This window comes from Granulicella mallensis (assembly GCF_014203225.1).
Lineage (GTDB): Bacteria > Acidobacteriota > Terriglobia > Terriglobales > Acidobacteriaceae > Granulicella > Granulicella mallensis_A.
Genome location: NZ_JACHIO010000002.1, coordinates 191913 through 216969, shown reverse-complemented (window position 1 = coordinate 216969; position 25057 = coordinate 191913). Strand labels below are relative to the sequence as shown.

The following is a 25057-nucleotide window of genomic DNA, read 5'->3' as shown; positions in this document are numbered from 1 at the left end:
CTATCGAGTGGCTGCGAGCTGTTTGAGCTTGGTTTGAAGCTGCGTGAGATCTTCTTGCGACAGATAGCGACCGTCGCTGACGACCGCCTCAATCTTGCGCGTATTGGCGATGTCCACCAGAGGGTTCGCATCCAGCAGAACGAGGTCGGCAATCCGGCCGGGCTGGACCGTTCCAAACTCATCGAGCCGGTTGAGGAACCTGGCTGGATTGAGCGTAGCCGTCTGTAGCGCCTGGAGCGGAGTAAAGCCAGCCGCGACGAACCGCTGTAGCTCCAGATGCAGGCTGATGCCAGGAATCACATCCACGCCCGCGGGAGTGTCCGTGCCCGCCAGAAACGGAACATGGGCAGCATGGAGTTTGCGAACAATCTCCAATTCGTGGAGCACAAACTCTTTGCGCACCGGCAGCGGATCCACGTCGAGGGTGTTCATGATTCCTTTTTGCGCTGCGGGCCAATGCTTTTCCACCCACGAGCGAGGAGCATATGCCAAATCAGGGTCCTGGCTGTAGTCGATCGCGTCGACCAGCCATTGCCCCCGCTCCCAGAAGAGAGTCGGACACTGCCAGACCTGCTTTTGCGCCAGAAGTTGAATGATGTTGTCTTCCAGTTTGGGGTCGTAGCTAGCGAGGAACATGCCCACCGTTTTCTTACCGGTAAGGTACTTGGTCTCGTCCGGAGAACTGGCCTCAAAGATGCCGATCAGATGCTCGAAGGTGTGTTGGCCGGCGGCGACAGCTTCCGAGGCGCGGATAGCATCTGGAACGTGGCCTTCATAGATGATGCCCACCTTCTTGGCTTCGTCGGCGATGGCGAAGTACGCTTCACGGGGAACGCCGGACTGGACCTTGATAAAGTCCACGCCACGGCTGTGCAGCATGTCGACCGCCTGTCGTCCATCTGCAGGAGTGGTGATGGCAATGGCTGCCCGGTAATGCGATGTTGGGCCATCCAGCATGGGGCCGGAGACGACCATGCGGGGGCCGAGCAGACGGTGTGCGGCGATCTCGTCGCGGGCGTGAAGCACAGGATCGAGTGCGCTGCCCATGTCGCGGATGCCGGTGATGCCGTTGGCCAGGAACAGTGGCAGCACGATATCCGTTCCATCGGCAGCGGTGCTGTCAAAGTAGACGTGCGTGTGCATATCCCACAGACCGGGGATGAGATATGCGCCATGCGCGTCGATGACCTGTGCAGCCTTGGGGGTGCGCCGGGTGCTGTGCGCCACGCGAGTGATGCGATTGCCATCGATGACGACGGTTGTGTCGGATTGGATGGCGCCGCTTACCGTGTCGATGACGTTGGCGTGGGTAATGGCAAGGGTCTGCGCCTGAGCGGCAAGTGCCCACAGTGGCAGAGAGAAGAGAAGTTTTTGTAGGGCCTGCACGCATCCATAGTAATTGGAGGCAATAGGATTCGGCCCGGATCAGAGCTCGTTTGCAACGGGGCGGTAACAAACTTTCCGTGGACCTTCTGTGGACCCATTTACCGTTCGCTACTGCGCAAAGGGTGCGTTCCGGTGGCCGATGGTGTTTTGTCTGGGGCGTTGAATGCGGCGATATTCTGGAAGACTGGGAGGTTGGCGCCGGCGATGGTATTGAGCCGGTAACAGTCTCGTTCCTGCCCCACCTGCCGCGTACCTGCGCGAAGCTCTGCCGCAAGAATGGCGGAAAGATCGAACAGATCAAGTTTCTGCTCGGACACTCCTCGATTCAGACGACCGAACGCTACCTTGGCTCCGAGCAGGAGATCGAGGTAGCGGTGAACGATAACTTGGGGCTTTAGTCACCAGCGATGGGGTCGCCAACGAGGATGCCATCACGAGCTGCGCAAAACTTTTCAGGAGATGCGTCGTGATTGTCGAGGGCGACCTTGAATGTGAATGGAGATAACTCTTAATGTAATGGCAAAGGATCCCTTAGTTCTCGCAGATGGTGGTCCTAGCGAAGTTCAGGTTGGACCCATCGACTTTCCGTATTTTGATCTTGAGCCCTTTTCGTTTGCAGGTTTTTGCAATAGCGATTACCCCAGAGCAGTTCCCGTAAAGGTGTATAGCGAACTACAGGTCTATACGTTCTTTTTCCCTAAGAAAAACAGCACTCGCAGGGATTATCCACTTCACATCAATACGAGAACTGCTCTAGCAAATGCCTCGGCCGCACGATGGAGGATGTTACGGGGTAGCTTTGTTAATCTTCAGCTGGGACACGTAGATCTGTTGGCCTTCTTTGTCCTTGCCGTCACCCTTATTAGCCAAGATCAGCACCCATTCACCGTTTCGTAAGGCGGTCGTCATGCCGGTAGTAGAGTCGGTTTCCGGTTGGATATTCGAGGATTCGTAGATCTGCTTGTTGCCAGACCACGCCTGGTCGGTGAGCATTGCCCAGTAGATCTCTTTGTACTTCTCGCCTTTGTAGGTCATGTACATTGAACCGTTGTACAACGCGATACCGGGCGGCACATTAGACTTCGGGGTTTTAAATTCGCCACGCTTGTCCTTGATGTCTTCGTTGCCGCTCCATTCCTTAGTGATGACGTTATAGGAGGCCCACATCAGTTCGTCGCCGTGGCGTGCCTTGAAAATGACCATCACGCTATAGCCGTAGCCGCACAGCGTAGGTCCGTAATCCGACTGTGGCGTTCCGTTCGAGGCGACTTTCTCGATCTTGCCCATATTGGTCCAGGTTATTCCATCAAAGGTTGCTGTGAAGAGGTCGCTGTCCTTCTGCCAGCCAAGCCACAGAGTCGCTGAACTTCCGGTGCCCTGCACGGTCAGCGAGGGCGCGTGATCGGTCGGCAGATTTTTGCCGCCGATGCTAATCAACTTTCCATCCTGCCATTGCTTAGTGGGAGAGGCCAGCGTCGTCAGCATGATCGGATACTCGCCGTCGATTTTGATCGACGAGCGATAGGCCATGTAGAGTGTTTCATTGAATACGGCGAGGCTTGGTCCATTGCTGGTGTAGAGTTTTTTGTTGTTGATGGTCTCCACGACATCCTCTTTCCAGATGTTGTCCTTGTAAAGACATTGCCAGATGACATTGGTTTCGTCGTAGGAGCAATAGGTGAACAACAGACTGTCGGAAAAGTAGGCCACAGCAGGTGTGGCGCTAGTCCGCGGGTTAATCTTGCCATGGTCGGCGGATAGCAGCGCGATTGATTCGTTGCCGGTCCACGAGTCGTCGCTCGATATGATTTCCAGGGTGGATTGCTCTGACATTTTTCTCCTCCGGATGCTGGTTTGTGTGTAGCGTTAAAGTTGAAAGTCGCAGTATCTCCATCGGTCCAACCCGAGGTTAGCCGTTGAATAAACATGCACACAGTCAGTCGTGAGTTATCTATCGGTCGCCACCGCCATCAGTTGCAGATGAATCTCCAGAATTTCGACCGTATAACCGTATAACAGCGGGGTGAAAGGGCTGCTGCACCCTCGAAGGGTATGATGCGGAAATCCCGGCGAACGCGCGTGCACTAGGATTGCGCTCATGACGGATGCTGATCAGGCAAACAGGAACGTAATACCGGATTTTATCCTTCTGATTATGAATGACTTACATAAGCTAACCCGACCTCAGCGTACTTTCTTGAGGTGATCCTTTAAAGCGGCTCCTTCATGATCGTGCCGTTTATCAGGAAGAGCACGCAGCGCAACTCATTCATAGCCAGGAGACTCGAATCTCCATTCAAGGGCCGAATGCATTTGCGCAGATCTGTCATTCGCCCTTAGCTTTCCCTTGCAGTCGTGCGGCGGACTATACATCTGCGGGAACATTCGCAATTGTCAATTTGTTGACCGTCCAGGCAGGTGTACGTTTCGGTTTGGTAGCCGTCCAACATTTGGGGCAGCATGGATTTAGTGGCAGGCGATGACTTTACATATGGGGCACGGATGAAAAATCTAACACTCTGCACCGTACTCGTCATTGCATCTGCCAGCTATGCGCAAACGCCAACTCCACCGTCCGGTCAGCCCAGGCTTACATTCGATGTTGCATCCATCCGCCCGTCATTACCAATACAGCATGGCTATCAGGACCTCAAGGCGCGCGCCGATGGTTATATGGCGACCTATGTTCCGGTGAAGATGTTGATCGCCTACATGTATCGGATTCCGGCGCGGCAGATTATCGGCGGCCCAAGCTGGCTCAAAGACGATCGCTACGATGTGGAAGCGAAGGCGGATCAAAAGCGTACCGTCGACGACCTCAATACCATGTTTCAGAATATGCTAGTCGACCGTTTCCACCTCAAGTTCCACATCGAGACCAAGGAAGCAAACGCCTACGTCCTAACTATCGACAAAAGCGGCAGCAAAATGAAGGTCAACGATCAGCCCCAGAGCGACGACATGCCTATGACTTTCAGCAGCATAGGCGTTTGGAGTGGCCACCGCGTCCCCATGCCCTACTTCTGCTGGCTACTCAGCCAGAACCTCCAGGACGACGAGCGCCCGGTCGTGGACCTGACCGGGCTTACCGGCTTTTACGACTTCACCTTATCTTTCCTGCCGCCAGGTCTCCCGCAGGAGCAGCTCGACCAGCTCTCCCCAGAAGCTCGCGACCGCCCCACACTTTTTGAAGCCCTTAAAGACCAACTGGGCCTCAAGTTAGTCGCCGGAAAAGGCCCCGTTCAATACTTCGTCATCGACCACATAGATCGCCCGACCTCTAATTGAGTGAAGTGTTGTTGTCTCATTATCTGGCACACTTCTGAACTAATTATTTGGCGCACTGGCTAGGAGAATGTGTGGTGCAGGCGCATTCCTGCTGGAAGTTTAGGATTCAGACGCTCCTCGGGATCCCCGAGCCAGGTCAGGAACGATAGTGTGCCAGATCATCCGCACAAGAATGTGCCAACTAATTAGCAAAACGACAGCCAGTCCTGAACCACCGCGTCACATCTCGACTCTACCCGTTTCGTGAGGTATCCCCAAGAGTTCCACGAAAAGTTCTTATGCCTGGAATAATTGACCGATCTCATTGAGTCTATGCATTCTCCAGCCCTTGCGCGCTCGCTCCCATCTTGTGAGAATTGTCCGAATCGATTTTTACCCAATCCATTCATCTCCAGAGGGACCCATCATGCAGCGCCTCTCCACGCTCCTCGCCCTGCCCGCATTTGTTCTCGCCTCGGCCGTCGCCCAATCGCAGACCCTCGCGCCGGAAACAACCTCCCAGATCGACAAAATCTTTGCGCAGTACGACCACACCGACTCCCCCGGCTGCGCCCTCGGCGTCTACCAGGACGGCCACATCGTCTACCAGCACGGCTACGGCATGGCTAACCTCAACGACGACGTCACCATCACCCCGGAAACCGTCTTCCACGTCGCGTCAATGTCCAAGCAGTTCACGGCCTTCTCCATCCTCCTGCTGCAGCAGCAGGGCAAGCTATCGCTCGACGACGACGTCCACAAATACATCCCCGAGCTCCCCGCCTTCGGCCAGCGCATCACCCTGCGCGAAATGATGCACCACACCAGCGGCCTGCGCGACCAATGGTCGCTGCTTGGCCTTGCCGGCTGGCGCTACTCGCAGGACCTCATCACCGACGGCGACGTCCTATCCGTCGTCACCCGCCAGAAAGATCTCAACTACAAGCCCGGCGAAAAATTCCTCTACTCCAACACTGGCTTCACCCTGCTCGCCGTCATTGTCAGCCGTGTCAGCGGCATGAGCTTCCGCGAGTTCACCACCAAAAACATCTTCGCGCCCCTGGGCATGACCCACACCCATTTCCGCGACGACCACGAAGAAATCATCAAGCACGACGCCCTCGGCTACGAGCAGGACGGCCCCGGCAAGCCCTTCCGTATGAACCTCACCAACTTCGACACCGCGGGCGCCACCAGCCTGCACACCACCGTTGAAGACCTGCAGCTCTGGGACGAAAACTTCTACCATCCCCGCGTCGGCAACGCCGAGCTTATTCAACAGATGGTCGAGCGCGGCAAGCTCAACTCCGGTGAGCTTCAGGACTACGCCTCGGGCCTCTCCATCGGCACCTATCGCGGCCTGCCCACCGTCGACCACTCAGGCGGCGACGCCGGCTACCGCTCCGATATGACGCGCTTCCCCGAGCAGCATTTCTCCGCGTCCGCCCTCTGCAACTTCGCCGACACCAATCCCAGCGATCTGGTCCGCAAAGTCGCCGACATCGTCCTCGCGAAAGAGCTCAAACCCGTGCCGCCCAAGTCCGCAAAGGACACAGCAAACGCAGCACTGCCGCCCTTGACCGCGCAGCAGAAACAAGCCATCGCCGGCAACTACTGGGACGGTGAAGATCAGTTCGCCAAAGTAATCATTAAGGATGGCAAGCTGCTGCTCGACGTCAATCGCGACGACTGGCACGAACTCGTCCAGTTCGCGCCCTCCCATTTCCACGTGGCCGACGAGCCCTGGGGCAACCAGATCGACCTCCACTTCATCGCCGCCGAAGCCGCCAGGCCGCGCAGCATGGAGCAGTCTTTCGATGGGGGCAAGTCCGCACCGTTCCAGTCCGTCAACCCCGCGCCGCTCACCGCCGCCGAAATAGCCGACTACGCCGGCGACTACACCAGCGAAGAGATCGACCCCGTCTACCGCATGGCTGCGCAGAACGGCCAGATCGTTCTCACCCGTCTAAAGAGCGGCCCCGACGCTCTCCGCCCCGCCATCCCCGACGTCTTCGTCGGCGACATCGGCAAAATAAGATTCACCCGCGACCCCGCCGGCCACGTCTCCGGCTTCATCCTCGACGCAGGCCGCATCCAGAACTTCCGTTTCACCAAAAAGAAAAGCTGACCGCCGAAGCGATCAGCCTAGGGCGTATCGACATATAGACTTTGCGTGCAGTCGAAGATTTGTTGCAGTGGATGGATGGGAATCAGTCGTTACGAGTTGAGCGAAGTACAGTGGGAAAAGATCAAGGGCTTTCTTCCTGGGCGAGTGGAGCATGTTGGACGAACGGCAGTGACAACCGTATTTTTGTGAACGGGGTTTTGTGGGTTCTGCGTTCAGAAGCTCGTTGGCACGATCTGCCGGAACGGTATGGCAAGTACAAGAGTGTACATAAGCGTTTCAGCCGGTGGGCGAAGAGCGGCGCCTGGGAGAAGGTCTTCCATGAACTGCTGCGCGACCGGAAGAACCTGTATTTGATGATCGATTCGACGATCGTGCGGGCGCATCAGCAGGCGGCCACTGGCCGCAAAAAGGGGGCTCCGACAAGGCTCTGGGGCGCTCCCGAGGAGGTTTGTCGACCAAGATCCATCTGCTGGCCGACGAGCAGGGTCTGCCGGTGGACTTCGACGTAACGGCGGGACAGGCCAACGATTGCACCCAAGCCATCCCGCTGTTGGGAGAGCGGACAACCGGCCATGTGCTGGCCGACAAGGGCTATGACAGCGACGCAATCGTCGAGCACGTTGCCGCCATGGGCGCGGTGGTTGTCACCCGCCCAAACGCAACCGGAAGGTGCAGCGCGAATACGACAAAGACCTTTACAAACAGAGAAATCGCATCGAACGCTGCGGTCGCCGGCGTATTTGCAATCGGCTGAGTGGCGGGTAAAAACGGAAGCAGCATCAGGGCTCCCCCACTTCAGACCTGGATTGTGCTGGGTCTTTGAAGTGGGTCAAAAATTGGACGGCGTACAAATCACGTACAAAAAACCGACCAATTTATTGCCCTAAAAGGTAAGTCGTTCACAGTAAACGACTTAGAAGTGGTGGAGGCGGCGGGAGTCGAACCCGCGTCCGAAACTACAGTCAACAGAGAGCTTTCATGCTTTTTCCGGTTCACGTTTGTCTCGTGGCGGACGCTTGGAACGGACGAAGACGCGTCAACCACCAGCCTGATTGGTCTCGCCCTTGGCGTCCAGACGGAACTCCTTGGGCCAGCCTACTGTGCGACGATCGGTACAAGCCCGTAGGCGAAGCCTGAGCGATCGGCTACTTAATTAATTAAGCAGCAAGCGCGAATTGAGGTTCGGCACTTATAGTTTTGTGAGCGATTACGGGTGTCCACACCCCGGCATGCCTCTCTGCCGCTAGCAATCCCGTCGAAGCCGTGACGCCCCCATATGCTGGAGAAGCTTCGAGCGTTGCATCATGCAGCGCTGTCAAAGAACTACTTCCATTATAAGGCCCGCTGATCCTCAGGTTCACTCGTGAACTGAAACCGGAAGAATGCTCCTTACTTCTTCACGAAATCACTGACGAACGCAGCGATTTCGTCTGCTTTGGTATCCAAAGCGAAATGCCCAGCGTCCAGAACGTGGATTTCGGCCTTCGGAACGTCCTTCCGGTAACGCTCAGGTTCAGCGGCATCGAAGGAAAGATCGTGCTTTCCCCAAAGGACCAGTAGTTTGGGCTGGGTTTTCTGCATCCATGCCTGCCACTTCGGATAATCCTCGACGTTAGTCCGGTAGTCGTAGAAGAGATCCGTTTGGATTTGTGCCTGCCCCGGAGAGTTCAGAAAGGCGTACTCATCGGTCCAAAGATCCGGGTCATAGAGCTCGACGTTCGGGTCGTCTCCGATATGGCGCGTCTTCGTTGTTGTCATCGACAGCAGGTTGGTGCGCAACGCCGCTTCGTGCGCAGGCCGGTCCGCCCAGAAGGCCCGCCGTGTTGCCCAGTTTGCCCCGAGACCTTCGTTATGACTGACCGCATCCTGGACGATCAGAGCCTGTACCCGCTCGGGGTGTGCCAGGGCCATGCGAAAGCCAACCGGTCCACCGTAGTCCTGCATGTAAAGGGTGTAGTGCTCGAGACCCAGTGCTTTGGTAAAGCTGTCCATGACGGAGGCGATGTGGTCGAAGGTGTAGTCGAACTGCTTCGGGTCCGGCCAGTCGCTGTGCCCGAAGCCCGGATAATCGGGCGCGACCAGGTGGTAGTGGTCCGCAAGCCTTGTCAACAGCGGCTGAAACATCCGCGAGGACGACGGAAGGCCATGCAGCAAAAGAAGGGTAGGTGCGTCTTTCGGTCCGGCCTCTCTGTAGAAGATAGACAGCCCATCGACCTGCACCGTGCGATAGGCAATGGGGTGTTCCATGGGACGCTCCTTTCGCTGCGCAAGACAAGCTATTGAAAGTGATGCGGTCATCAAAGCGATCACTAAGGTCACCAGGGGAAACCTGCGTGTGCTGTTCATTGAGGTAGGTCCTTTCCAGTCTTCTCGCGCAACATCATAGCGGTTGGGTAGCCAGGCCTCTTTCCACCATCACCACCAGCCGCTCGCCCAGCGCCAGCACGATCTCCTTTGGCATCTTATGTAGCGGTCCTTCAAGCACCAAAAGTGCCAACCCGTGAACGGACGACCACGCAAGATACTCCGCATCTTTGCGATCCTTCTTGCTGAGCAGGCCGCTCTGCTGCATGTGATCGAGCGCCAGCGAGAGCAGTTGAAACGGATTCAACCCCATGGACGCCATATTCGCCGGGTTAGGGGAATCAACCGCTGGTGGAACCGAAAAAGCCGTGCGAAACATCCCCGGCTCTCTCATCGCAAATCCCAGATACCCTATACCCACCGCACGCAGACTCTTTCGTGCAAATGCTTGCGGATCGCGTCCTGGACGCTGCTTCTTCATCTCGTCTTCAATCGCAGCAGCTAGCCGCGACAAACATGCTGACCGTACCGCATCCAGCAGTTCAGCCTGGCTGGCAAAGTGCCGGTACGCCGCATTCGGAGAAACGCCTGCCTGCCGCGTGGCCTCACGCAGAATGACTGCATTGGGCCCTCCAGCATGGGCCATCTCAAGTCCGGCTGTGACGAGTGCGTTACGCAGATCGCCATGACGAAAGGTCTTGCGTTTCTCAGTGGTGACGTTCTTTTTCATTGTCTATTCAAAGAAGAGTGTACCGCGGTGAGAATGATTGTGGACATCATCCACTTATGGTGGTAGGGTATGTGGACGGTGTTCACTTTGTGGCGATACGTCGCTAAATGGAAGGTGCAAAATGGCAGACGGATTCATTTGGTACGAGCTTGTCACCAATGACATGGGCAAGGCAGTCAACTTCTATAAAAAGGTTATCGGGTGGGACATCAAGGACGCCGGCATGCCCGGTTTTTCCTACATGCTCTTCGGTAAAGACGGCAAAGATGTTGGCGGCATCATGACCTGGGCTGGAGCAGGTGCGCCTGAGATGCCTCCCGAATGGATGGGCCACATCCACACCGCAAAGCTTGATGAAGAGCTAAAGGCTGTAACAGCCGATGGTGGAACCATTGTGAAGCCCGCTCAGGACATTCCCGGCGTCGGCCGTTTCGCTGTCGTGATGGATCCGCAAAAGGTGAAATACCTGCTCTTTGAACCTGGCAAGCAATATGCTCCGCCACGTTTGGATCAAATGGCAGTGGCCAACGTGGGCTGGCATGAATTGCTCACCGATGACCCGGCAAAAGCCTTTGATTATTACTCGAAGCATTACGGCTGGCAGAAGGACTATGCGCACGACATGGGAGCCCTGGGCACCTATCAAACCTTCCGGACCGACAAACCCCTCTATACCGGTGGAATGATGATTCGCAAAGGCCCCGGCATTCCCGAAGGCATCCCGCCACACTGGAAGTTTTACTTTACGGTCGATGATATCGAGGCCGCGCAGAAACGTGTGATCGATGCCGGTGGGAAAGTCCTTCTGCCACCAATGGACGTCCCCGGAGGCTCACGCATTCTGCAGGCCACAGACGATCAGAACGGCCACTTTGCTTTGATGCAGGGGCCAAAATCGTAACAGCGTCCTGATCAAGGCTGCGCGCGCGAAACAGTAGCACAGATCATCGAACCAACCGCCGGAAGAAAAGGAGGCCCTTTCATGTCACCGGAAGTTCTTTTTCCTGTGCAACTCGCCCTGGGATATGTCGCATGCGTGCTTTGGTTCAGGACGTATGTTTTGCCAAGACTCAAGTCGATGGGAACGTTCGAAGCGCAGCGGATCATCGCCACAATTCATAGCTTTCGCTTTTTCGGACTCGTCTTTATCCTTCCGGGAGTCGTGGGACCCAATCTGCCCGCTGGTTTCGCCACCTTTGCTGCTTATGGAGACTTCGCCACAGGAGTGCTGGCGATACTCGCGCTTCTTGCAACAAGGGTGCGCCCGCTGTTCTGGTCTTTAGTCGCTGCCTTTAATCTCGTTGGCATGGCAGATATCCTCATCGACTATTACCACGCCACCCGCGTCGGCCTCCCTGCGGTAGCGGGGCAACTGAGTTCCGCTTATGTTGTTCCGATCCTCTATGTGCCCGTGCTCATGATCACCCACGTTGCCGCTCTCTATTGGCTCTTGTGTTTCAGGAAAAACGCTGCAGGCTCGATATAGCTACGACCCGCCAGCCTCGTCTAGCGAATCAACGCTGCATGGAGTTGCGTTACGCGAAGGCCAGGACCAGTGCGCCAGCAGTGACGAGCGAGGCTCCAAGGATCTTCATCGGCGTCAGGCTTTCTCCAAGAAACAGCCACGCAAACACGATGACGATGGCTACGCTTAACTTGTCGATGGGTGCGACGCCACTTACAGGACCGAGTTGGAGGGCCCGGAAATAACACAGCCACGACAGCCCTGTACATAAGCCGGAGAGAACCAGAAAGATCCAGCTTCGCCGCTCGATGGCAGGCAGTCCACGATGAGCATTGAGGCCGAGAACGATGGCCCAGGTGAAGAAGAGGACGACTGTCGTCCGGATCGCCGTGGCGAGGTTGCTGTCGATATGCTCGACGCCTACTTTGGCGAGCAGGGCAGTGCCTGCGGCAAAGACGGCGGAGAGAATTGCCCAGAAGATCCAGCTCATAGTTCATCGCCGCCAGTTTGCAGAAACTACATGGTTATGGCTTCAAGGTCGATCTTTTCCCACTCGCCACGTTCGATGCCGGCGCGAATCTGGGCTGGCGTACGGCCCTTTTTCGTCTCCAAATAGGAGTACACGCCTTCCTTCATGCAGGTGGCGCACTCGGCTCCGTGGGTTACTTCAAAGCAGCTATGCAGGCTGTTATGGCCCATCGCGCGATCGCAGTGGCAGTAGCAGGGCTCCTGGTGCAGGACACCGGGAATCTTGGCGGCCATCTTGTAGGCCGTGACCTGAAAGGGATGAGAGAAGTTGGGGCCGGTGAGCTGTGCTCCCTTCAAGATCGGGGGCAGGGGGTGGCTTGGAGGTGCCGCGTTGTAGGCAGGAACGTCGTTTGCGGGGTCGGAGAACTGAGCTGAGGCAGCTAACGTGACGAAGACCAGGGCGACACAACCGAGGAGACGCTTCATAGCTCCGATCATAACCGCTGGCATGTCAACCGTAAAAGGGTGGGCAAGGAGCATTACAGGCTGATAGGGTCATGGCCCCTATCAGCCGCAGAACAGGTGCTAGCGTTTGTTCACTGCGAGCGAGGGTATGCACGGTAGGAATCCGCCACTACCCATGCGCCGGCCATCAGCGCCGCGGAGATGACGGTCTCGCTCCATTGGAAGGCGCTTTTGGGGCCTGCCGCCGCGATGATGGGTACCCACACCAGCAGCACGAACAGTCCAATCTGCAACGTCGAGAGTGCAGCCGCCAGCCGTGCATACACCCCAACGAGCACCGCCAAGCCCGCCGCGATAAAGGCCCCGCCCGTGAAGTACGCCCACGCCACATGCCATGGTAGCCAGCCAGGCACGTCCGCGACAGTCTCTTTGAGAAAGACAAAATGAGCCGTGCCGAAGTAAATCAAAGCCAGTCCGTAGAGCACCCTCGCGATGCGCACCCCTCTGTCGCCGGTGGCGAAACCGAGGCGCTGCCTCTTCCAATCTCCGGTGAACCGGGCATACAGTACCCAAGCGGCGGCTACCATTACCGCAGCCTCAACGCAGCCAAACCAGGAACCTAGCGCAGCGTGTGCGCGAAAGATGTCGGGCACGTTCATCAGCAGGGACCAAAGCAGGAGATAGATGAGCAGCACCCGTGCAGCGGTGGGGGCCGCGCGTTCCCAGAGCAGGCTCAGGCCACAGGCCAGGGAGAGGAAGGCGCAGAGATAGCCCAGGACCTCGTGGGCTGGCACACTTCTGGGTACCGGCTGCCATACCAGGGCGAAATTGCTATTGATCAGGCCCAGGATGCCAAGGGCGATCATGGTCGTCGCAAACACCGCATGACCCACACTTGCAATGCGCATCGCCCTATCCTCCGGTCGCGTTCCGGTTCTAAATCTACAGGGAAACTGTTCTATCGCCAGCAGCTATAAATAGCAGGTCTCTCCGCTGCGCACTGCATAAAACCGTAAGGCTTCGGCTGAGATGACATTGTTGGGGGAAGTGAAGATCTAAATTCTATTGATTGAGGTCACATTCGGCTTAAGAAAAAAGGCGGCATGAACGGTATTTTGTCCATGCCGGGAGGCCAGTGACGCAACTTGCTCTCGAACGAAACTTCCGACCGTCCGAGTAATCTTTAGAGTCGCCCCTGTGGGGTTCACTCTTGAAACATCCTAGCACGGGAATTTGCAAATGTACAAATATTTGCATCGGCACTCTAAAAATATGTAGAAAACTGTAGAAAGTTTTTGGTTGCATTCATTCAATGCTGTTTCGTCGCATCAGCTAATGATTTTTTGTTTCATCATTTTAGGCCGCTTCTTTGGTTCCGAGCGCCTCATTGAGGCTGGCAGCCATGTCCGCATCCTTCGCGGTAATGCCTCCAGCGTCGTGGGTTACCAGTGCCAGCCGCACCCGGTTGTAGCGGATATCGATGTCGGGATGGTGTCCGGCGGCCTCCGCCAGGACGGCGACGCGGTCCACGAACTCCATCGCCGCGATGAAATCTGCGAACTTCCAGTCTCGAACCAGCTTTCCCTCTTCCAGTTTCCATTGGGGAAGAGCGGCGACTGCATCCCGTAACTCCTGCTCATTCAGCTTTTGCATGGCTACTCCTTCGGTTTTGCCTTCGATTTGCGGGCGGCGACCCAGCCGGGCTTGGTGGTCTGGCGGCTGCGTCCCAGGGCCAGGGAGTCAGCAGGGACATCTTCTGTGATGCAGGATCCGGCGGCGATGTAAGACCGGTCGCCGATGGTCAAGGGCGCGACGAGGGTCGAGTCGGAACCGACGAAGACACCATCGCCGATGGTGGTCGTGTGCTTGTGGACGCCGTCATAGTTGCAGGTAATGGCTCCAGCGCCGACGTTGACCCCGGCTCCGATCACGGCGTCGCCGAGGTAGCTGAGGTGGTTGGCCTTGGAGCCGCGGCCCAGGCGAACCTTCTTGGTCTCGACGAAGTTGCCGATATGGGCGGCCTCGCCGATCTCGCTACCGGGCCGCAGGTGAGAGTAAGGCCCCAACAGGGCGTCAGAGCCAACGACAGCCTCGTCGAGGATGCAGCCGTTGCGCACGAGGACGTTGTCCCCAATCACCGAGTTCTGGATGACCGAATAGGAGCGGATGCGGCAGTCTTCGCCGATGCGGGTGTTGCCCAGCAACTGCACGAACGGTTCGATGATCGTGTCCGGGCCGACCTGCACGCCGGAGTCGATGACACTGGTTTCCGGCCGGAAGATGGTCACACCCTGCGCCATCAGTTTGCGGGCGGTTGCAAGGCGCATCGCTGCGTCGAGGTGCATCATCTCGGCGATGGTGTTGGCTCCGAGCACCTCCTCTACGCTGTCCGCCTTCATGGCGACGACGCGCTTGTGATCTGCCACCAGCAGCGCTGCGATGTCCGTCAGGTAGTACTCGCCGTGGGCGTTGTCGGTGGAAAGGGAATCGAGGTAGGCGAAGAGGCAGGAGGTGTTGAAGCAATAGATGCCGGAGTTGATCTCGGGCGCCGCGAGCTGACTCGGCGTCAGCGATTTCTGCTCGACGATGGCGGTTACTTCAGGACAGTCCGCCTTCACTCGCAGCACGCGGCCATAGCCGGTTGGATTGGGTGGGACGGCGGTAAGGATCGTCATCGCCGCACGCTCACGAAGATGCAGTTTGCAGAGGTCGGCGAGGGTCTCCGGACGAATGAGAGGCACATCGCCTGAGAGCACCAGCAGTTGCGCGGGGGGAGCCGCGCCGGTTGCCGCGAAGTGGGCCTTTACCTGCTGCAGGGCGTGGCCGGTGCCACATTGCTCGGGCTGCAGCACAAAGTCAACACCGGTGGCTGCAACCGCGGCTCGTACACGCTTGGCCTCGTGGCCGATGATGCAGTAGATGCGCTCGGGCGGAGCGATTGTTTTGGCCGCGGCGATGACATGCAGCAGCAAGGCCCGCCCGCCGATCTCGTGGAGGACCTTGGGCCGCTTGGACTTCAGCCGCGTGCCTTTGCCCGCGGCCATGATGGCGATACCGAATGCGCTTGTATCCATACGGTGTTTATCCTCTCATGAGGAATCCTCTCCCGTCGTTGGGGAATTGTACGGATTCTGTCAGGCGCGGCAGAGGTCGATGACGGCGGGGCCGTAGGTGTCGATCTTCTCGGGGCCGAAGCCTCGGACTGTGCGGAGGTCGCTCAAGGATTGGGGCCTGGCTACTGCGATATTGCGAAGGACCGTATCGCTGCAGATGAAGAACGAGGGAAGACCGGCCTGTTTGGCGGTTTCACCGCGCCATGTCTTGAGCTTGGCATCGAGGGCCTGCTGCGCTTCGGTAAGCTGCTCCGGGACTGGTGGGGGTGGAGCGGGCCGCTTATTTTCGCGAACGGCTGAGACGGTGGTTGTTGCCGGGCGCTCGCGCTCTATAGGACGTTCCAGGGGAAGCGTGGCGGGACGGGGCTGCGTGATTTTAGGGGCCGGTGGCGGGATGGAGGCGACGGCTTCGCCACGGCAGACCGCAAGAATCGCCGCTCCATAGCGATCGACCTTGGCAGGCCCCATGCCGGGAACGGCGTTGAGGCTGGCGAGGTTCTTCGGAGCGTGGTTGGCGATGGCGCGCATCACGGCGTCCGCGAGGATCATGAAGGCTGGCGTCTTGGTGGGTTTGGCCACTTCGGTACGCCATTGGCGAAGCTGCTCGAAGAGCTGTTCCGCCTGGGGATTAAGCGGCTGCTTCTCTGCTGCCGGTGTGGCATTGCGAGGTTTGCTGCCGGACTTCTTCTTTGAGGTGGGAGCGTCGGAGAGGCTGCCGCGAATCCAGACAGTGTCGAGGGTCGCATCGTCGGGCTCTCGGCCTTCGTGCGTGATGCTGGCCTTCTTGTACGTGATGTCCTTGCCCTCCGGGTTGCGGAAGGTGTCGTTCACGATGCTGATGAGGCCAGAGCGTGCCAGACCGTCGAGAAGGGAGTCGAAGTCCTTCCGGTCTTTCATCAGGTGCAGATCGGTGAAGAGTTTGCCGGTGCTGGTGCTGCGCTTGTCGAGTGCGGAGAGGATCTCGCGGAGCCACTCCCGTTCCTGGCCGCTGGGCTGGTGGGCCGCATTCGCACCCGCACCGCTGGGGTTGCAGACATCGCAGATGCCGCAGCTCTGGGTCTTGTCGCTGGTGTCGCCGAAGTGCTGCACGAGGGCGGCCATGCGGCAGGTATTGGACTCGGCGAAGGCGATCATGCGGTCGATCTGGGCGCGGCGGATGGCGACCTGAGACTCGTAGCCGGCTTGCCACTTCGTCTCTCCGGTGGCCTGGTCTTCGGAGAGGCGGACATCGCCTGCCATGTCCATGAGAGCGACGCCCGCGGCGAGAAGTTTTTCGATGGTACGGTCGAGGGTCTCGCGGTCGATCTTCAGCTTGTGCTGGAGAGAATCGACCTGGACAAATTCATTGGTGAGCGCGCCGGCGACGCGTTCAAGATCCGAGGTTGGCGGATAGTTCTTTTCGAGGAAGAACTCCTGCAGGCGGCGGTCGGCGAAGCCGTGGAGCAGTACTGTACGCGAGGGCTTGCCGTCGCGTCCTGCGCGTCCGATCTCCTGGTAGTAGGCCTCGACGGAGCCCGGCAGAGCGACATGGATGACGGTGCGGACATCAGCCTTGTCGACGCCCATGCCGAAGGCGACCGTGGCGACGACGACGTCCAGCTTGCCCCCGAGAAAAGCGCGCTGCACGCGGTCGCGCGTACCTGCTTCCAGGCCTGCGTGATAGGCGGCCGTGGGGAAGTGTTTGTGGAGTTTTCCGGCGAGCTCTTCCGCGGATTTACGCGAGGAGGCATAGACGATGGCGGGGCGTGCGGAGGACTCCTTGAGCAGCTTGATGGCGAATTCGTCGCGCTGCGGCTTGGAGAGCTCCACGACCTCTACCGCAAGATTGTGGCGGCGGAAGCCGGTGATGAAGATGGAGGGCTGCTGGAGGTCGAGCTGCGCTGCGATGTCGCGCTGAACGGTCGGTGTCGCCGTCGCGGTCAGCGCGATGATCGGCGATGGGCGTAGGGCCGGAAGGTGCTGGCCCAGGGTTCGGTAGTCGGGCCGGAAGTCGTGTCCCCATTGCGAGATGCAGTGGGCTTCGTCGATCGCGATGAGCGCGGGCTTGCGCTTGGCGAGCATCTCGGGAAAGCCGGGGACGCGCATGCGCTCGGGAGCGATGAAGAGGAAGTCGAGATCGCCGGCGAGGTAGTCGCGGCAGGCCTGGCGGGAGTCGTCCCGGGAGAGACCGGAGTGGATGCGGGCGACGCGCAGGCCGAGGGCAGAGAGCTTGGAGGACTGGTCGTCCATCAGCGCAATCAGCGGTGAGATGACGAGAGCTGTGCCGCCGAGTGCCAGAGCTGGAAGCTGATAGCAGAGACTCTTGCCCGCGCCCGTCGGCATGACCAGCAGGACGTCTTTGCCGGAAGCGGCGGCTTCGCAGACCTGCTGCTGGTGCGGTCGAAACTCACGATGACCAAAGACGCTGTGGAGGAGTTTCGGAAGATCGCGAGTTGGCGAAACGGTAGCCATGTGCCTCGGCTATCTTCGCATATTCTTTGCCTCAGCCAAACTGCAAACGCTGAGTTCGCAGAGGACGCCAAGTTTTCGCAAAGTAAACTCTGCGCAAACTTGGTGTACTTCGCGAACTCAGCGTTTGCAGTTTGGAGCTTTGGTGGGAATCTGGGCCTGTCCCGGTTACGCCTGCATGATCTTGTCCGGAGTCATCGGATAGTTTCGGACGCGCTTTCCGGTGGCGTTGTAGATGGCATTGGCCACAGCCGCGGCCGCGCCTGTAATGCCGATCTCACCGATGCCTCGCGAGCCCAGGGGATTGAACTTGGTGTCGGGGATGTTGAGAACGCTGACATCGATGTCGCCGATATCGGCGTTGACGGGAACGTGGTAGTCGGCGAAGTTTCCATTCACCGTACGCCCATAGACCGGGTCGATGACGGCTTCTTCGTGCAGGGCAAACCCAACGCCCCAGACGATGCCGCCCATCAACTGGTTGAGGCCGGTCTTGTTATTCATGAGCGTGCCGATGTCGTAGGTGCCGACGACGCGTCGCACCTGCACCATGTGCGTGTCCTTGTCGACGGCAACCTCCGCAAAGACTGCGCCGAAGGACTGTGTCGTCATCGAGTTTTTGTCCGGGCCAGGTTCCGCAGAGCCTTCGGCTTCGATAGGCGCTGCGCCATTGCGCGTGAGCAAAGCCGTGAAGCTCTCTCCAGTAGAGGGATTCGACTTCAGGAAGATGTGCCCGTCCTTCGTCTCGATATCCGTGTCTTTCGCGTTGTAGAGCGGCGAGTGGGTGTCCTGCATCGCAAGCTGGAACAGCTTGAGCTTTGCCTGCCTGGCTGCGGCATCGACGGCAGGGAGCACCGAGGCCGTCGACTGCGATCCCCCGGAGACGGGAGCTTTGGGCAGGGCGGAATCTCCTAGTTTGACATCGACCAGTGTGGGGTCGAGCCCCAGTGCGGCGGCCGCGGTCTGCGCCATGATGGTGTACATGCCCGTACCGATGTCCTGCGTGCCCGAACCGGCGAAGACGCGGCCATTGGGCAGGATGCGGACAATTGCCGAGGCGGCGGAGCGGTTCGCGGGATAGGTCGCTGTCGCCATGCCGTAGCCGATCTGCTTGTTGCCCTCGGTCTTCTGGCCCGGTTCAGCATTGCGTTTCGACCAGCCGAAGTTCTCGGCGGCCTGGGTGTAACACTCGCGGAGATGCTTGGAGCTGAAGGGCCGGTTTCGGGAAGGGTCGGTTTCGGCATAGTTCACCAACCGGAGTTGAACAGGGTCCATCTTCAGCTTGTGGGCGAGTTCGTCCATCGCGATCTCGAGCACGGCCGTTCCGGTAGCTTCGCCGGGCGCGCGCATGTAGGTCCCCATGCCGAGATTCATCTCCACCATCTTTTCCGTGGTGGCGTTGGCTTCGCTGTTATAGAGCATGCGGCTGGTGCCGGCGGAGTGCTCTACGAAGTCGTCCATCACGGAGGTGTTCATGATGGCATCGTGCTGAATGCCGACGATCTTGCCGCTGGCATCCGCTCCAATTTTGATCTTGTTGACCGTGGTGGGACGCGTGCCGACGGGGCCGAACATCTGGTTGCGTTCCAGCACCAGCTTCACCGGTTTCTGCACGACCTTTGCCGCCATCGCCGCAAGTGTTACATGCGACCATGCCGTGCCCTTGCTGCCAAAGCCGCCGCCGGTATACGGGCACTGCACATGCACATTCTCCAGCGGAAGATTGAGGATTCTGGCCAGCGACATCTTTACGCCGGAGATGTACTGAGTTCCGTCGTAGACGTTGAGCTCTTCGCCCTCCCACCAGGCGATTGTCGCGTGCGGCTCCATCGGATTGTGGTTCTGGAGCGGCGTGATGTAGGTCTCGTCGACGGTGACGGTTGCCTTTGCCATGGAGGCTGCGAGATCGCCGCGCTGGGTGCCTGGCTGCTCTCTGCCGCCCTGTTTCGGAGGGCGCGCCTCGTCGAGACGTCCCATGAAGTTGAGCTTCGCAGGCTGCTGGTTGTACTTGATCGTCAGCATGCGCGCAGCCTGTCTTGCGAAGGGCAGGGAGCTTGCGAGCACAACAGCGATCGGCTGCCCGTTGTAGTGAACGTCTGTGTCCTGGAGGATGCTCAGGTTATGTGGTTTGGCAGAGGTTAGTTTGGGAACGTTGAAGGGGGTGAGGATCGCGATGACCCCAAAGGCCCGTTCCGCCTCTTTCTGATCGATGGAGGCGATGGAGCCGCTGGGGATCGTCGAGTGCACAATATAGGCGTAGACCAGATCCTTCTTCGGGAAGGGCTCAGTGAACTCGGCCGCATACTTCGCTTTGCCTGTGACTTTGGCGATGCCGTCATAACGATGCTCGAGCTGTCCTTCAGGTGTGGGGCGTGCCTGGTTGTTTCTAATCATGCTTGAGCTCCTTTGCTGGCTTGTGTAAGGGCACGGACGATACTCTGCTTGGCGAGCTCGACCTTGAAGGCATTGTGTTCGTAGGGTTTGGCTCCGGCAACGGCGAGTTCCGCTGCGCGCTGGAAGGTCTCTCTGGTTGCGGGTTTTCCGGCGAGGGCATGCTCGGCTTCCGGGGAACGCCAGGGCTTGTGCGCTACACCGCCCAGCGCAAGGCCGGCGGATCTGATGGTGTCTCCGTCCATCTCCAGGCCCGCTGCTACAGAGACCAGCGCAAACGCATACGATTGGCGGTCGCGCACCTTGAGGTACCAGGAGTTCTTCGCAAACTTCGCCGGAGGCAAGGTGACAGCGACGATCAACTCGTCGGGATGGAGGTTGGTATCCACTTCAGGAGTTGTACCGGGCAGTCGATGGAAGTCGGCAAGGGGAAGTGTTCGCTTGCCTTTAGCGCTTTGAATCTCAACCTTCGCATCCAGGGCGGCGAGCGCGACGTTCATATCGGAAGGGTTCGTGGCGATGCAGGTGTGGGCCGAAGTTGCACCTTCATCGGTCTGACCCAGGATGGCGTGAATCCTGTTGAAGCCCTGGATCGCTGCGCAGCCGCTGCCCGGCACACGTTTATTGCAGGCAGGGAAGGCGGTATCCATGAAGTAGAAGCAGCGGGTGCGCTGCATCAGGTTTCCGCCGGTGGTTGCCATGTTGCGGAGTTGCGGACTCGCGCCTGAAAGTAGCGCGTGCGAGAGCAGGGGATAGTGCGCGACGATAGCGGGGTCATTCGCCAGATCGGAGTTGCGAACCAGCGCGCCAATGGTCGCTCCGTTCGCATTGACCAATACCTTGTTCAGGCCGATGTGATTGATATCGATCAGCGTAGAGGGGGACTCGACGCCATCTTTCATCAGGTCGACGAGGTTGGTGCCTCCGCCAAGAAATTTGGCGTTATGAATGGCGATGGCCTGGAGAGCAGCGTCGGGAGCTTCCACACGTTGATAGGCGAAAGGATTCATGCAGCACCTCCCATGCCGGTAAGGGAGCGTACCGCCGCCACAATGTTTGGATACGCGCCGCAACGGCAGATGTTGCCGGACATGCGCTCGCGAATCTCGTTGTCGGTAAGCTCCGGGTGTTCGGTCTTTCCGGTCTCGAAGCTGATGCGAGAGAGGTTGCCGTGCTTGCCCTCTTCGAGCAGGGCCGTCGCCGAACAGATTTGCCCGGGAGTGCAATAGCCGCACTGAAAGCCATCATGTTCCAGGAAGGCTTTCTGTACCGGGCTCAGATGCAGGGCGTCGCCGAGGCCTTCAATCGTCGTTACCTCTGAGCCTTGTGCGGCGACCGCCAGGGTCAGGCACGAATTAACGCGGCGGCCATTCAGCAGCACGGTGCAGGCGCCGCATTGACCGTGATCGCAACCCTTTTTGCTGCCGGTAAGTTCCAGGTTCTCGCGCAGCAGGTCGAGCAGCGTTGTGCGGGTATCGACCGTAAGCCGGTGCACCTGCTTGTTGATCGATAGGCTCAAGGGGAACATCTGCGGCGCGGACGGAGACGGCTGCTGGGCCGCTGCGACTCGCGGCAGCCCGGTGGCGATACCGGCAGTCAATACTCCGGAGACAGTCAGGAATTGGCGACGATTTAGTTCAATGTCGTTTCGTTCAACATCGTTTTGTTCAACATTATGGGCGGATACCTCTTCGGTATCCGGCGTGTCAGCGACTTCAGCGCATGGCGGCATGGCAACCTCATTTCTCTTTCGATGCAGGGAGTACGGGCTTGCAGTTGTTTGCAAAAAGTAAGGCAGAAAAATAGCGACCGGAACGCCCGTTCAGGGTCTGCGCGGCGTACTGGGAATACGATCCGTCCTGCGGGGTTAGACGCTGGATCTTCGGACTTAGTCTATGCTCAGTAACAATCTGAATTTTCTTTGCCTGGGAGGGCTTGAGTGAAGCTTACGGATCTACGTTTGTCCGCAGCATTATTAGGGGTGGCATTGTCGCTTGGTTCTATCGCTGGAGCGCAGGAAGCGCGCCCGCATCGTTCCGCTGAGGCCGGGGCGGACGCAAAACCGGCATCTGATGCAAAGCCGGGGTCTGATAATGATGCCAACACTTTGCCCATTCCGCCGGAGACCACAACTATCAGCAAGCACGACTGGAGCGCGGGCGGCCGCACGGTTCACTACACCGCAACTGCCGGCAACCTGCTGATTAAAGACGACAACGACAAGGCCAACGGCAGCATCTTCTATGTGGCGTACACCGAGGATGGGGTTTCCGCGAAGAACCGCCCGATTACTTTCCTGTATAACGGTGGCCCGGGTTCCGCGACGATCTGGCTGCATATGGGCTCGGTGGGCCCTGTCCGCGTCGTCACCGAAAGCCCCAAGGCAACCGGTCCGGCGCCCTTCGAGTGGGTGCAGAACCAATACAGCCTGATCGACAAGAGTGACTTGGTTTTTATTGACGCGCCGCTCTGCGGTTTTTCGCGCGCCGTGGGCAAGGGAACTGCCAAGGATTTCGCGGGCGTAGACCAGGACATCAAGGCATTTGAGAAGTTCATTACGCGCTATATCACCGTGAACCAGCGCTGGGGATCACCCAAGTTTCTCTTTGGCGAAAGCTACGGCACGCCGCGTTCGGCTGCGCTGGTCGCCGCGCTCAACAATGACGGCATTGAGTTCAACGGCGTCGTTCTGCTCTCGTCGGTCCTGAACTACAACGTTCGCGAACCGGGCTATGACGTTGAGACGAAGACCTATCTGCCCAGCTATGCGGCCGTCGCCTGGCACTACAACAAGGTCCCGCACAATGGCGAGATGAAAGACTTCGTCGAGCAGGCTCGCAAGTTCTCGCGCGGTCCTTATGCCGAAGCGCTGGAGCAGGGCGATCAGTTGCCCAAGGCGGAGTTCGATGCCATTGCGGCGAAGGTCGCCTCCTTCACCGGCCTCAGCGTGCAGTACGTCAAGGAGTCCAAGCTGCGCATCGCTCCGACGCGCTTCCGCAAGGAGTTGCTGCGCGACGATGAGGAGATTCTCGGCCGCTACGATGCTCGCTTTGAGGGCTTCGATGTGGATGCCGCCGGTGAGAACCCCGGCTACGATCCTTCGGACACAGGCATCAGCGGTGTCTTTGTAGGGGCCTTCCACGACTACATCCAGAGCGAGCTCAAGTACACGAGTTCAGAGCCTTACAACTTGCAGGGGCCGGGAATCAACCAGAACTGGGACTGGAAGCATCATCCCTCCGGCGGTGCCCGTGGCGGCGGCGAACAGAGCCAGCCGGATACGGTTATCGACCTGTCCGATGCTATGCGCAAGAATCCGAAGCTGAAGGTCTTTTCTGCTAATGGCTGGTTCGATCTTGCTACGCCCTTCTTCGGGACGGAACACGATATTGCGCAGATGATGCTGCCTGACGCGATTCGCGACAACGTGAGCTTCGGCTACTATCCGGCGGGCCACATGGTCTACCTGAATGTGGACGCGCTCAAAGAGATGCATGCCGACCTGGAACGCTGGTACCCAGAGGCTGCGAAGCACTAGAGCCTGTTTGGTCTGGAAGGTTTGATCGCGCCCGTGTTGTTGTTGCCTCGGTGTGATCAAGCCTTCCGACAAGCCCACTTCTGGTTACCAATCCAACCTCAAAACGCGCATTGGCGCTTTCGCACTAATTGAGATGAGCGCTAGATTCCATCCATACGCAGAGGGGCATATTTTGGATTTATGAACTATAAAGGCATTCATAACCCTTTGCGTTGGGAAACTTGCCGGATGTTCTGTCTGCGCCTCGCTATCGTGTCGTTGTTGTTCACGATTTCTGTTGCGGCTTCAGCACAAATCCAGAATTTGAGAGCAGACGCGGCGCTGGTTCCTGCATCTGGGCATGTTGCCGAACAGATGTTTGTCCAGATTGGTGGCATCCCGCAATGGATCACAATCAAAGGCGAGAATCGTGACAACCCGGTTGTGCTCTTTCTGCATGGCGGACCAGGCGATGTGTTGAGTCCGTACTCCGATTCCATGTTTGCGGGATGGGACAAGTACTTCACGCTTGTGCAATGGGACCAGCGCGGCGCAGGCAGAACCTTCACAAAGAATGGCACCACCATTGAGCCGACGATGACTGTCGAGCGGATGGCGCAGGATGGGATTGAAGTTGCCGAATACCTGGTCGAGCACCTTCACAAGAAAAAGATCATTATTCTAGGAAGCTCATGGGGTTCGATCCTCGGCGTTTACATAGCCCACGCGAGACCGGACCTTTTCTATGCCTATGTGGGCGTTGCCCAAATCGTGAACTCTCAGCAAGGTGTCTCGGCAGGCTACGCACGGGTGCTGGAAATGGCTCGTAAAGATGGGAATCAACAGGCAATCACTGCATTGACGGGAATTGGTTCCCCGCCGTGGCATTCAGTTTTGAAGTGGCCTGTATATCGGAAGTGGGAAAGCATATACCAGGCCAAGCTGGTGACCGCACCTCCAGCTAGCGCTACGATTAGTCCGGAATACGCCTCATCGCAAGAGCAGGCTCAGTACGCCGCGGCAGACGATTTCTCCTTTATGCATTTCTGGGGGGCGACCCTCTCGGGGCCGCTCATGAAAGTCGATCTTCTGGCACTTGGGACGACCTTTGCTATTCCGATGTTCTTCATCCATGGTCAGGAAGACCTGACCGCTCCTCCAGAATTGGCCAAGGCCTATTTCGATAGAATTCATGCCCCGCTCAAGCAGTTCTATCTGGTTCCGGGTACCGGTCATGAGGACTCTGCTCGATCGCTGGTTTTGATAAAGAAGGTGCTCAGCGAACAGGTGCGTCCTCTGACCTGACCCTCTCCAGTCGGTTCACCGATTAGTCCCGCTAAACGCTTTTCTCTTCAGTAGTAGCAATTCGACTCGT

General features: G+C 58.1%; 22 protein-coding genes and 1 other RNA gene. 9 read left to right on the top strand and 14 right to left on the bottom strand.

What is annotated here, in order from left to right:
* On the bottom strand, nt 1-1386 hold the full coding sequence (locus tag HDF15_RS02770) for an amidohydrolase family protein (RefSeq protein WP_184252731.1): 1386 nt from the start codon (nt 1384-1386) through the stop codon (nt 1-3).
* Between the two features lie 77 nt (nt 1387-1463).
* Here HDF15_RS02770 and HDF15_RS25685 point away from each other — a divergent pair, with 77 nt between their 5' ends.
* Complete coding sequence (locus HDF15_RS25685) at nt 1464-1784, top strand: hypothetical protein (protein ID WP_260330784.1); 321 nt, start codon at nt 1464-1466, stop codon at nt 1782-1784.
* Between the two features lie 388 nt (nt 1785-2172).
* On the opposite strand, the gene HDF15_RS02760 is transcribed toward HDF15_RS25685, so the two are convergent.
* On the bottom strand, nt 2173-3219 hold the full coding sequence (locus HDF15_RS02760) for a hypothetical protein (RefSeq protein WP_184252730.1): 1047 nt from the start codon (nt 3217-3219) through the stop codon (nt 2173-2175).
* A gap of 669 nt (nt 3220-3888) precedes the next feature.
* On the opposite strand from HDF15_RS02760, the gene HDF15_RS02755 reads away from it, so the two are divergent.
* The 4 genes from HDF15_RS02755 (at nt 3889) to HDF15_RS02740 (ending at nt 7535) form a co-directional block, all read left to right on the top strand.
* Complete coding sequence (locus HDF15_RS02755; RefSeq protein WP_184252860.1) at nt 3889-4674, top strand: TIGR03435 family protein; 786 nt, start codon at nt 3889-3891, stop codon at nt 4672-4674.
* A gap of 304 nt (nt 4675-4978) precedes the next feature.
* Nucleotides 4979-6781 carry a serine hydrolase gene (locus HDF15_RS02750; protein WP_184252729.1) on the top strand — a complete coding sequence of 601 codons (1803 nt, stop codon included), beginning with the start codon at nt 4979-4981 and terminating at the stop codon, nt 6779-6781.
* A gap of 71 nt (nt 6782-6852) precedes the next feature.
* Complete coding sequence (locus HDF15_RS02745; RefSeq protein WP_260330797.1) at nt 6853-7290, top strand: transposase; 438 nt, start codon at nt 6853-6855, stop codon at nt 7288-7290.
* Nucleotides 7209-7535, top strand: a complete 327-nt coding sequence (locus HDF15_RS02740; protein WP_184252859.1) for a transposase — start codon at nt 7209-7211, stop codon at nt 7533-7535. The genes HDF15_RS02745 and HDF15_RS02740 overlap by 82 nt, the downstream gene beginning before the upstream one ends.
* 166 nt (nt 7536-7701) lie before the next feature.
* Here HDF15_RS02740 and ssrA read toward each other — a convergent pair.
* The 3 genes from ssrA to HDF15_RS02725 form a co-directional block, all read right to left on the bottom strand.
* Nucleotides 7702-8055, bottom strand: a transfer-messenger RNA (tmRNA) gene (ssrA, locus tag HDF15_RS02735).
* Between the two features lie 115 nt (nt 8056-8170).
* Nucleotides 8171-9028: an alpha/beta fold hydrolase gene (locus HDF15_RS02730; protein WP_184252727.1), complete on the bottom strand. Its 858-nt coding sequence runs from the start codon at nt 9026-9028 to the stop codon at nt 8171-8173.
* 133 nt (nt 9029-9161) lie between these two features.
* Nucleotides 9162-9815 (bottom strand): TetR/AcrR family transcriptional regulator, encoded by a 654-nt coding sequence (locus HDF15_RS02725; RefSeq protein ID WP_184252726.1) that lies wholly within the window; start codon nt 9813-9815, stop codon nt 9162-9164.
* 121 nt (nt 9816-9936) lie between these two features.
* On the opposite strand from HDF15_RS02725, the gene HDF15_RS02720 reads away from it, so the two are divergent.
* Both HDF15_RS02720 and HDF15_RS02715 read left to right on the top strand, forming a co-directional pair.
* Nucleotides 9937-10716: a VOC family protein gene (locus HDF15_RS02720; protein WP_184252725.1), complete on the top strand. Its 780-nt coding sequence runs from the start codon at nt 9937-9939 to the stop codon at nt 10714-10716.
* 81 nt (nt 10717-10797) lie between these two features.
* The gene (locus HDF15_RS02715) at nt 10798-11301 is read left to right on the top strand and encodes a hypothetical protein (protein ID WP_184252724.1); all 504 of its coding nucleotides are present in this window, start codon (nt 10798-10800) and stop codon (nt 11299-11301) included.
* Nucleotides 11302-11350: 49 nt separating this feature from the next.
* Here HDF15_RS02715 and HDF15_RS02710 read toward each other — a convergent pair whose 3' ends face one another.
* The 9 genes from HDF15_RS02710 to HDF15_RS02670 form a co-directional block, all read right to left on the bottom strand.
* Entirely contained in the window at nt 11351-11770 is a 420-nt protein-coding gene (locus HDF15_RS02710; protein ID WP_014265564.1) for an EamA family transporter, read from the bottom strand.
* Nucleotides 11771-11796: 26 nt separating this feature from the next.
* The gene (locus HDF15_RS02705; RefSeq protein WP_184252723.1) at nt 11797-12234 is read right to left on the bottom strand and encodes a CYCXC family (seleno)protein; all 438 of its coding nucleotides are present in this window, start codon (nt 12232-12234) and stop codon (nt 11797-11799) included.
* Nucleotides 12235-12344: 110 nt separating this feature from the next.
* Nucleotides 12345-13121 (bottom strand): DoxX family protein, encoded by a 777-nt coding sequence (locus HDF15_RS02700; RefSeq protein ID WP_184252722.1) that lies wholly within the window; start codon nt 13119-13121, stop codon nt 12345-12347.
* Between the two features lie 448 nt (nt 13122-13569).
* The gene (locus HDF15_RS02695) at nt 13570-13866 is read right to left on the bottom strand and encodes a 4a-hydroxytetrahydrobiopterin dehydratase (protein WP_184252721.1); all 297 of its coding nucleotides are present in this window, start codon (nt 13864-13866) and stop codon (nt 13570-13572) included.
* A gap of 2 nt (nt 13867-13868) precedes the next feature.
* Entirely contained in the window at nt 13869-15287 is a 1419-nt protein-coding gene (gene glmU, locus HDF15_RS02690) for a bifunctional UDP-N-acetylglucosamine diphosphorylase/glucosamine-1-phosphate N-acetyltransferase GlmU (protein WP_184252720.1), read from the bottom strand.
* Nucleotides 15288-15347: 60 nt separating this feature from the next.
* On the bottom strand, nt 15348-17777 hold the full coding sequence (locus HDF15_RS02685) for a RecQ family ATP-dependent DNA helicase (RefSeq protein ID WP_184252719.1): 2430 nt from the start codon (nt 17775-17777) through the stop codon (nt 15348-15350).
* A gap of 165 nt (nt 17778-17942) precedes the next feature.
* A complete protein-coding gene (locus HDF15_RS02680) occupies nt 17943-20168 on the bottom strand; it encodes a xanthine dehydrogenase family protein molybdopterin-binding subunit (protein ID WP_184252718.1) in 2226 nt (741 codons plus the stop codon).
* The gene (locus HDF15_RS02675; protein WP_184252717.1) at nt 20165-21175 is read right to left on the bottom strand and encodes a xanthine dehydrogenase family protein subunit M; all 1011 of its coding nucleotides are present in this window, start codon (nt 21173-21175) and stop codon (nt 20165-20167) included. Before HDF15_RS02675 ends, HDF15_RS02680 begins: the two co-directional genes overlap by 4 nt.
* On the bottom strand, nt 21172-21897 hold the full coding sequence (locus HDF15_RS02670; protein WP_184252716.1) for a 2Fe-2S iron-sulfur cluster-binding protein: 726 nt from the start codon (nt 21895-21897) through the stop codon (nt 21172-21174). The genes HDF15_RS02675 and HDF15_RS02670 overlap by 4 nt, the downstream gene beginning before the upstream one ends.
* 207 nt (nt 21898-22104) lie before the next feature.
* Here HDF15_RS02670 and HDF15_RS02665 point away from each other — a divergent pair, with 207 nt between their 5' ends.
* Both HDF15_RS02665 and HDF15_RS02660 read left to right on the top strand, forming a co-directional pair.
* The gene (locus HDF15_RS02665) at nt 22105-23703 is read left to right on the top strand and encodes a S10 family peptidase (RefSeq protein ID WP_184252715.1); all 1599 of its coding nucleotides are present in this window, start codon (nt 22105-22107) and stop codon (nt 23701-23703) included.
* Nucleotides 23704-23883: 180 nt separating this feature from the next.
* On the top strand, nt 23884-24987 hold the full coding sequence (locus HDF15_RS02660; protein WP_184252714.1) for an alpha/beta fold hydrolase: 1104 nt from the start codon (nt 23884-23886) through the stop codon (nt 24985-24987).
* The last annotated feature ends 70 nt before the right edge of the window (nt 24988-25057 follow it).